We start from the raw sequence: 8,254 nt of genomic DNA, 5'->3' as shown, positions 1-8,254 counted from the left end.
ATACAGCTCAGCTAAGGTAAGGCTAATACAGATAAGGACTCCACTGAACCCCACCGATTAAATCGCACCTTCCTTTACTTGTTTCGGAGGTTTGACCATGTATTCATACAAGAAACTACCGGTGTCTTTACGAACCAGCCTGCTGGCGATGGTTCTGGTGGGATCTGCTTATGCAGATGGTACCTTAACCGGCAATCTTGGGATCTCACTGACCATCGGCGATGGTTGCCTCGTTACCAACAGCAGCGTCTCCGATAGTACTAACCAATGGGGGTCACTGGACTTTGGTAGCTACTCTAACCTTAGTAACGTGATCGATGCCTCAGTGACGGATAGTCAGGGCTCAGGCTCGATGACGGTGACGTGCACCAGTGGGCTTAGCCCAACCATGGTGCTGGACGGCGGCTTATACGGCGACGGTTCTAACCGCTACGTTTCCAGCGACGGCGGCACCACTCTTATTCCTTATCGGCTCTACTCGGACAGTGCCCGCACTGAAACCATTGCCCTCAACGGCTCCGTTTCCCTCACTGCGGATGGTACTGCTCAGAATGTGCCTGTTTACGGGCGAATTCTGCCTGCCGATCAGGGAAGCAATACCGCACCGGCATCCGGGACTTATACCGATACCGTCGTTGCGACTCTCTCCTGGTAAACGTGCAGTCACTGTTATTGACACATATCCACTCTGTTCCAGGGAGGGAAACATGCTGGTGCGTTATGGTTTCATCATTATATTGCTGGCTTTTAGCCGCATTTCTGTCGCGGAAACGACAACTAAAGATTTTTCCGTTTCCGCAACTATCGAGAATGGATGTGTGTTTGGTGATGGCAGCGGCAGTTCCATCACCGATTTCGGGACGATTAATTTCGGGATGATGTCGTCCATTTCCGGCGATGTGGATATTGTCAGCAGTTCGGGTTCGGGCTCGATAGTGGTGACCTGTACACCGGGTGTCGCAGCCACTATTGCGCTCGATTACGGCGTCAATGGCGGCAGCAGTACTGCGCGCTATATGACAAACAGCGCCGGCACACAAACGCTGGGATACCAGCTCTACCAGGATTCGGTTCGCTCCACCGTGTGGGGAACGGACTCGCTGGCCTACAGTATTTCGTCTTTCTCTGGCACCACCCAAACCTATCCTGTCTACGCCCGGCTGTTCGCCTCCGCTGATATGCCGACAGCAGGAACCTATACCGATACCGTAACCGTAACGCTCTCTTACTAATAAGAAGATAAAGACAATGACATTTTTTCTGCGCTTTATAGCCGGGCTGTTGCTGGCCTCTTGCAGCCTGTGCTACGCCGCCAGTTCCGTGCTGGTCTGGCCGGTGTATCCGGTTATTGAAGCCGATCAGAACAGCGTGCCGTTGTGGCTGGAAAACCGCGGTGCCAGCGGTGTGACGTTACAACTGCGGGTACTGGCATGGAAGCAACAGAATATGCAGGACCGTTATGCCGACCAGGCTCATGTTGTTGCCAGCCCGCCGTTCGCGACTATCCCGCCGGGCCAGCGCCAGCTGGTGCGCCTGATGCGTATTACTCCGGTGGCGGCCGGAAAGGAGGAGTCCTACCGTATCATTATCGACGAGCTGCCCTCACCGGATGTGAAGCAAAAGAGCGATCAGGTGGGGCTGGCGCTGCAGATGCGCTATGTGCTGCCGTTATTCGTTGATGGTCCTGGGGTGTGGACCAAAGCCCGCACTGATAAGCCGGAGCGCAAAGCGGAAACCGCAACCCGCAACCCAGCCTGTTCTGAGCTGGCGGGTGGAAAATGGCGCTCTGATCGTTCGCAATCAGGGCGCGGTGCACGCCCGCCTCTCTAATGTCTTTTGGGGAACGACGCCCGAGGATAAAGCCCCGGCCCTGAAAATGAATGCTGGCCTGCTGGGCTACATCCTTCCCGGTCAGGAGATGAAATGGCCGTTACCGTCAGGGAAATCGGTGCCGGTGGGAACAACCCTGTACGCGAAGCTGGCGAATGGCTCTTTGTCGCGCGCCATTGCGCCAGCCCGGTAACCGCGGGGGACGCATGGACGAAACCCGTCAATGGTGCAAGTGGGCAGTGGTGCTGGCAATACTGGCGACAAGCCAGGCGCACGCTCAGGAATACGATTCGCTTCCCGCTGCTCCCCAGTCTGTCGCGCCTCTGTCCTCATTCACTTACTACCTTATGCTGTCGGTCAATGGTCGGGTCGATACTCAGGTGATCCCGGTGCTCTATCGTAACGGCCATTATCTGGTGGAAGCGGGTGCCTTAACGCGCAACCACGTCCGGCCTGGCGCGCAGAAGAGCGGGCTTATCGATGTGAATGCGTTACCTCAGGTCGGGGCGGAGTACGACAGTATTAACCAGCAGCTAAAACTCACCGTCCCCGTAGACTGGCTGCCGGTGCAGAACGTCACCAGCGCCAGCATGCTCAATTATGTGCCCGCGATCAGCGATTCAGGCATGTTGTTCAATTACGACGCTTACTACCTTAAATCGTACAGCGGGAGGCAAACGCTCTCCGTATGGCTGGAGCCCCGCTTGTTCAGTGACTACGGTCAGGTGACCAGTACCGGCACCTGGCGACGGACATTCACTGGCGATAATAGCGATGCGGACAGCGGCTACCTGCGGTATGACACCTCGTGGCGCTATAGCGACGAAGAGCAGATGATAAGCTACCAGTTAGGGGATTTCGTCAGCGACTCGCTGACGTGGAGCAACTCGGTGCGAATGGGCGGCTTGCGTATCAGCCGTAACTTCAGCGTGCGGCCCGACCTGGTGACGTATCCGCTCCTGCAATACAGTGGTACTTCCGCGGTGCCCAGTAGCGTCGATTTATTTATCAACGGCTACAAAGCCAGCAGCAACAATCTCGACGCAGGCCCCTTCACCCTGACCAATGTGCCTTATATTAATGGCAGCGGCGAGGCAACCGTAGTGACCACCGATGCGCTGGGTCGCCAGGTGGTGACCAATATTCCCTTTTACGTCTCCAACACGTTGCTGCGGGAAGGCCTCAGTGATTTTGACGTTTCACTCGGCACGCTGCGCAGCAACTACGGGGTCAGAAACGCGGATTACGCCCATGGCGCATCCAGCCTTATCTACCGCTACGGCTTAACCAATGCTCTGACACTTTCCGCTCATAGCGAACTGAGCGACGGTTTAGCATTGAGCGGCGTGGGCAGCGATCTCACCGTTGGCCATTGGGGGACATTCAGCAATGCGTACAGTATTGATGGCAGCAAGGGGCAGCGCTACTCCCTGGGTTATTCCTACTATGCGAATGCATTTGGCATCGCCGTTCAACACAGTCAGCGCACTCATGACTATGAGGATCTGTCGACCTTTCGTACTCATGCGCAACTGAGCCGCAGATCGGATCAGGCGACCTTCAGTACTTCTCCTTTCGGCAGGGGGGGCGGCACGCTGGGTATCGGTTATTTTGACATCCTTGCCTGGGATAACAGCCGTACCCGGTTGCTTAACCTCTCTTACAGCCGCTCGATGTGGGGCAACAGCAGCCTCAATCTGTCACTCAACAAAACGCTGGGGGAGAGCGGCTACAGCGCCCAGTTGCAAATAAGCATCCCGCTCGGTAGCGATCTCAGCGCCAGTGCTCAGTTACAGCGCGATACCAGCGGGGAGTACGCACAACGTTTCGCATTGAGTAAAACCGCGCCGAGCGATGGCGGGATTGGCTGGAACCTCGGTTATTCGACCGGTAGCAGCCAGTATCGTCAGGCGGATATGAGCTGGAAAACCGCTTACGCCACGCTGCAAGGAGGCATCTATGGCGACAGGGGGGAAGAGAACTACTGGGGGGGACTAAAAGGCTCACTGGTGTATATGGGTAACGCTCTCTTTGCCACCAATAATGTTAACGACGGCTTTATTGTGGTGAGTACTGACGGCTACAGCGATGTTCCGGTGCGTTATGAAAACCGGCCGATGGGCAAGACTGACAGCCAGGGCTACATGCTGATCCCCTGGGTTAATGCCTGGTACCCGGCCAGGGTCGAGATCGATACCCTCAACCTGCCACTCGATGCCAGTGCCGAGGTGGTCGAGAAAAAAGTGGCGGTACGCGAGGGCAGTGGTGCGCTGGTCTCTTTTCCGGTGAAAACGGTTCGTAGCGTGACTCTCCGGCTGGTCGACAGCCACGGAGATCCGTTGCCGTTAGGCAGCCTGGCAACAGAACTGCACAGTGGGCAGAGCAGCGTAGTGGGTTACGACGGAATGATTTTCCTGAGCAATCTGCCACGTGAAAACAGTCTGTCAGTTCAACTGCTGACCGGTGGTCAGTGTCATCAGTCCTTTACACTTGCGGATCGTACGACAACCCCGGCTCAGCCTGGGCCGCTGCGTTGTGATGCCGGTTCGCACCCATCGACGGAGGCAGCGCAATGAAAGGGCGCATCCACGGGTATCACCTGATCATGGCGCTGGTGGGGTTGCTGTTCCTGCCCGACAGCTATGCGGCTTGCAGCAGCTCATCAACAGCCAGTATGGGGTCGATAAGCTCCTTTTCCGTCTCCAGCGAGGCGCAGACGGTGGAGACTGGCTCCGGTTTTACCTGTTCCGGTGGCACGCTGGCTCTTGCCAGCACCAATACGATCACCGCCACCATCGCCTCGACAACCAACGCCTCTGGTTCAACGCCACGACTGTACAATGCCAGTAGCGGTAGCTATCTGTCCTATTCCATCTGTAAGGATTCGTCCTGCAGCACAACCTATAGTGTTGGCGATAGCGTTTCCTGGTCTGAGACTACGCTGGTCGGCCTGCTGGGATTGTTCAACGCCAGCGACGGATCATTGCCGCTCTATTTGCGCACGACCACCGGAAGCAATCTGCCTGCCGGGACTTATACCGACACCATCAACATCAACTGGAGTTACAAAATTTGCTTCGTAGGTTTGGCGAATGCCTGCGTCTATACCTCAGGTACTGCGACCTCGACCGTTATCGTGACGCTGGAAGTCACCAACTACTGCTATATCGACAGCGCCCCGGATGTGGATTTTGGTACCGCCACTCTGCCTGGGGGGTTTTCCAGCACCAGCGGTACCATTAGCGTACGCTGCACGCTAAGTGCGGCCTATAGCGTCAATCTGGCCAGCAGTAATGCGGAAAGCGGCAACTGGCGTCAGATGTCATCTTCCATCGATGGCTCCACGTATTACCTGCAATATCAACTTACCCGGAGCAATGGCACCGTCTGGAGCAGCAGCAGTGATTACAGCGATACCGGTACGGGATCATCACAGGACATTCCCTTTAGCGCCACCGTTAATGCCTCACAAAATGCCGTACCCGCAGGCAGCTACAGCGATACCGTGACGGTTACGGTGACCTATTGAGTCATTCAGGGAGGAGAGCATCATGCCAGCGACGAACAACATTTCTGTTAAACGCGAAATCCTAAATCCTTAACAAAAAACTGAATCAAACGCTGCTGTGTGGCGCGTTCGCGCTGGCCGATAGTGCTCAAGGGCGCTCTCCCTAAATGTTCAGCAATGGAACTCCACCACGCGGTTGATGGCAAATTGCAGATTCTTATCGTCAAATAGCTTCATCTTACGGCTGGCCCAGCGTTCACCCGCAGGCCACTGGTGCAGCCCCTCTTTCACGGAGTCCAGCGTGGGCTGGCATTCTCCTCGGGTCAGCAGCCAGTCAACGGTCGCCAGCAGCTCCAGACCAAACGGCGATTCAAAACCGTCAATCAACTGGCTGACCTGCTCCAGCGCCGGTAACCACTCTTTGGCTTCGTTGTTCAGCCAGAGGTTGACGTGTTCTTTTTCCCGATCGTTAAACCAGATCACGTCCAGCGGCTGGCTGTCCGGGATGCGTTTCTCGGCTTTCAGATAGGTGCCATCCAACGCATTAAGCAGATGGTTCAGGTTGGGGGCATAGGGGCCGTAATAATGCGCTTCAAACTGCAGTTTCAGAACATCTTCCTGCTGATGCTGTTCAATGGCACGTTGTAACAGCCATGCCAGCTTCTGGATTTCCAGCAGGCTGCACTCCATCCCCAGCACCCAGTAGCGGCGCACCAGTTCAGCGATCATCGCTCTGGCGGGAGTGAGCTTTTTTACTCCGGTGCTCTTGGCGACGTTCTGGTATTTTTCGGTAGGCTCATAAATCAGGATTTCCGTGCCCGGAAGGTCGCCCAGCGCAGATTCAATCCGCGCCCGGACGTCCGGCCAGTTCAGGCCGCCGTTGCCTGCGCCCAGTGGGGGAATGGCGATGGACTGCACTTTCTCTTCGATCAAAAAGCGACGTAAGTCCTGCAAGCCATCTTCAATCCACTCCATGCGGGAGTCGGCGCGCCAGTGCTGTTTGGTGGGGAAGTTGACAATCCAGCGCGGCCCCATCAGCTCACTGGTTTCGGTAATAAACATCTTGCCGGTCATTACCTGTTTTTGTTTGCAGGCGAGGGCATAGGCTTTCATATTCGCGGGGAAGCGCTCTTTGAACATCAGCGCGATGCCTTTACCCATGACACCGACGGTATTAACCGTATTCACCAGTGCTTCCACGGGTGCGTCCAGTAAATTGCCTTGTGTATATGTGATCATGAGAAGTACCACCCGGCCCGTGCGTGAACGGGCATTGACAGATTGCGTTGCGACAGCCATTGCTCTAATTGTAACTTGACGCCATCGTTGTAACAAATCATCCCGCCCAGCAGTGTGATTGGGCAGTGCTGCCAGATTAACGCCTCGGCCTGATAGCGTTCAAACTTAGCCGGATCGTCCGGATCGCGACGGAAATCCCGCGCCTGTAATATTGGCCAGTCGATCTGGTTCAGGTCGTCCAGACGAGTGTAGTAGTTGACCCAGTTATAGTAGGCGTGGCTGTCGGTGAACACGAACGGGACGTTTTGCGACACCACGCTTCGCAGGCTGCTGACCAGAATGACGATTTCTTCATTGGGGCGCTGCTTAATGCCGCCGCGCCCGCTGCGAATATTCATCAGCATCGGCGAGAAGGGGGTAAAGTAAAACGGCACATAGTCATGCAGCGTCCCGCCCGTTCCGACAGGCACCAGATGTCCGGCACGTTTGTCGATAAGCTCCGGGTTGCCGATATTGATCCAGTTTGCAGCCTGCACCGGGCTGTTGCCACAGTGCAGGCCGTTGTCCAGGATCCACGGGATATTGTCCCGATGGACAATACGCCAGATCAGGGCTTTTTCCGGGTTGAGATTGGCGCTGTAATCATAAGCCATGTGCTTTCCCTTCTATATTAAGCGGGTTCTCCAGCATATTCAGCATGTCAAACAGATTGCGTGGATGCTGGCGGTCAAGCGCGGTGCAGATTTTACCGCTGTAAAGATCCGCCAGCGAGACGACATTTATGGTGGTGAAACCATATTCCATTTCCACCTGTTTACATACCGACATTTCTGTAGGTGGCAACAGCAGCCCGCGCCAGACCGGGCTGACCTCAATCTTTATCTGCGCATCAACGGTGTTAACAATAATACGCTTTTCATCCACTTTATTTTCCTGCCGGATAGCCGTGCGCTATCCGCCTGAGCCAGCCATTCCGGGCATAGAGGTAAGAGAGCTTACGGTCTATGCTGTTGCGGGTAAGTCATGACTGAAGCAACACCTGACCGGGGAGGGTATTTTGTATTAGCCAGTTTAAATAATTTGGCAAATGTCGCTCCTGAGTGGACAAATAAATTAAATATTGAACCACATTAGAAAGATGTTGCTCTCACGGCAAATGAAGTTTGTTTATTTTGCAATTTGTCGTGTCATGGTCGACATTTTATAAAAAATATAAACCATTGATTTAGGATGCATATCATCAATCCTGCCTGGAAGTATAAAAAACCATCCTGAACGTTTTGTCTAATTTAGTTGATGTCATTCTGAAAATATGGTGCTGAGTTGCTTTATTTTGCGAGGCGGGTTCCAGACTCATCGCGAAGATTGCCTTTTGCCGCAAAACACCTTTCAGCGACTAAAACCCGACGCTATTGTGATCCCGCACCTGCAAAATCAGGTGCCGGGATTAGCCTCCTGAAGTATCGTTACAGGCGACACTGGTTTTTGTGTCGTGCGCACGGCTACACCTCAATGGTGGGCCGGGCGGGGGTGTCGCAAGACGCGCCGGTTTCCTGTAACGCCGGTAAGGCTAACCTCGTCCGGTTCCGCCACCCGTGAGATTAGGCTGTGTCCCTTAATCACCTGAGTTATAGTAACTGTCTGTTTCCACAACATATTGAACTATGGCTCGCTACG

The 8,254-nt window shown here is 54.6% G+C and carries 8 protein-coding genes and 2 pseudogenes; 6 read left to right on the top strand and 4 right to left on the bottom strand.

Annotated elements, in window-relative coordinates:
- Positions 1-121 precede the first annotated feature (121 nt).
- The 6 genes from ACSZO4_RS23550 to ACSZO4_RS23525 are packed head-to-tail and all read left to right on the top strand — an operon-like array spanning position 122 to position 5,359.
- Positions 122-655, top strand: coding sequence for a Csu type fimbrial protein (locus ACSZO4_RS23550; protein ID WP_437891502.1), 534 nt, complete (start codon positions 122-124; stop codon positions 653-655).
- A 52-nt stretch (positions 656-707) separates the two neighbouring features.
- Complete coding sequence (locus tag ACSZO4_RS23545; RefSeq protein WP_437891501.1) at positions 708-1,232, top strand: Csu type fimbrial protein; 525 nt, start codon at positions 708-710, stop codon at positions 1,230-1,232.
- 16 nt (positions 1,233-1,248) lie between these two features.
- Entirely contained in the window at positions 1,249-1,830 is a 582-nt protein-coding gene (locus ACSZO4_RS23540) for a fimbrial biogenesis chaperone (RefSeq protein ID WP_437891500.1), read from the top strand.
- 46 nt (positions 1,831-1,876) lie between these two features.
- Positions 1,877-2,023, top strand: coding sequence for a hypothetical protein (locus tag ACSZO4_RS23535; RefSeq protein ID WP_437891499.1), 147 nt, complete (start codon positions 1,877-1,879; stop codon positions 2,021-2,023).
- A gap of 13 nt (positions 2,024-2,036) precedes the next feature.
- Positions 2,037-4,406, top strand: coding sequence for a fimbria/pilus outer membrane usher protein (locus ACSZO4_RS23530; protein ID WP_437891498.1), 2,370 nt, complete (start codon positions 2,037-2,039; stop codon positions 4,404-4,406).
- The gene (locus tag ACSZO4_RS23525; protein WP_437891497.1) at positions 4,403-5,359 is read left to right on the top strand and encodes a Csu type fimbrial protein; all 957 of its coding nucleotides are present in this window, start codon (positions 4,403-4,405) and stop codon (positions 5,357-5,359) included. The genes ACSZO4_RS23530 and ACSZO4_RS23525 overlap by 4 nt, the downstream gene beginning before the upstream one ends.
- 150 nt (positions 5,360-5,509) lie before the next feature.
- Here ACSZO4_RS23525 and darG read toward each other — a convergent pair whose 3' ends face one another.
- From darG to ACSZO4_RS23505, 4 genes and pseudogenes are all read right to left on the bottom strand, one after another.
- Complete coding sequence (gene darG / locus ACSZO4_RS23520; protein WP_437891496.1) at positions 5,510-6,577, bottom strand: type II toxin-antitoxin system antitoxin DNA ADP-ribosyl glycohydrolase DarG; 1,068 nt, start codon at positions 6,575-6,577, stop codon at positions 5,510-5,512.
- Positions 6,574-7,230, bottom strand: a complete 657-nt coding sequence (gene darT, locus ACSZO4_RS23515) for a type II toxin-antitoxin system toxin DNA ADP-ribosyl transferase DarT (RefSeq protein WP_437891494.1) — start codon at positions 7,228-7,230, stop codon at positions 6,574-6,576. Before darT ends, darG begins: the two co-directional genes overlap by 4 nt.
- Positions 7,231-7,252: 22 nt before the next feature.
- Positions 7,253-7,525, bottom strand: a pseudogene (locus ACSZO4_RS23510) (nucleotidyl transferase AbiEii/AbiGii toxin family protein); the annotation flags it as partial.
- A pseudogene (locus ACSZO4_RS23505) lies at positions 7,521-7,664 on the bottom strand (AbiEi antitoxin N-terminal domain-containing protein); the annotation flags it as partial. The pseudogenes ACSZO4_RS23510 and ACSZO4_RS23505, both read right to left, overlap by 5 nt.
- Between the last annotated feature and the right edge of the window lie 590 nt (positions 7,665-8,254).

It is taken from the genome of Phytobacter sp. V91 (assembly GCF_965644225.1).
Classification (GTDB): Bacteria; Pseudomonadota; Gammaproteobacteria; order Enterobacterales; family Enterobacteriaceae; genus CBFFRJ01.
This window is presented reverse-complemented; position numbering and strand designations above follow the sequence as displayed.

What these genes read in the sequence shown, in the direction of transcription:
- ACSZO4_RS23545 (WP_437891501.1), top strand. Translation starts at nt 708, where the DNA reads ATGCTGGTGCGTTATGGTTTCATCATTATATTGCTGGCTTTTAGCCGC.
- ACSZO4_RS23540 (WP_437891500.1), top strand. Translation starts at nt 1,249, where the DNA reads ATGACATTTTTTCTGCGCTTTATAGCCGGGCTGTTGCTGGCCTCTTGC.
- ACSZO4_RS23535 (WP_437891499.1), top strand. Translation starts at nt 1,877, where the DNA reads ATGAATGCTGGCCTGCTGGGCTACATCCTTCCCGGTCAGGAGATGAAA.
- ACSZO4_RS23530 (WP_437891498.1), top strand. Translation starts at nt 2,037, where the DNA reads ATGGACGAAACCCGTCAATGGTGCAAGTGGGCAGTGGTGCTGGCAATA.
- ACSZO4_RS23525 (WP_437891497.1), top strand. Translation starts at nt 4,403, where the DNA reads ATGAAAGGGCGCATCCACGGGTATCACCTGATCATGGCGCTGGTGGGG.
- darG (WP_437891496.1), bottom strand. Translation starts at nt 6,577, where the DNA reads ATGATCACATATACACAAGGCAATTTACTGGACGCACCCGTGGAAGCA.
- darT (WP_437891494.1), bottom strand. Translation starts at nt 7,230, where the DNA reads ATGGCTTATGATTACAGCGCCAATCTCAACCCGGAAAAAGCCCTGATC.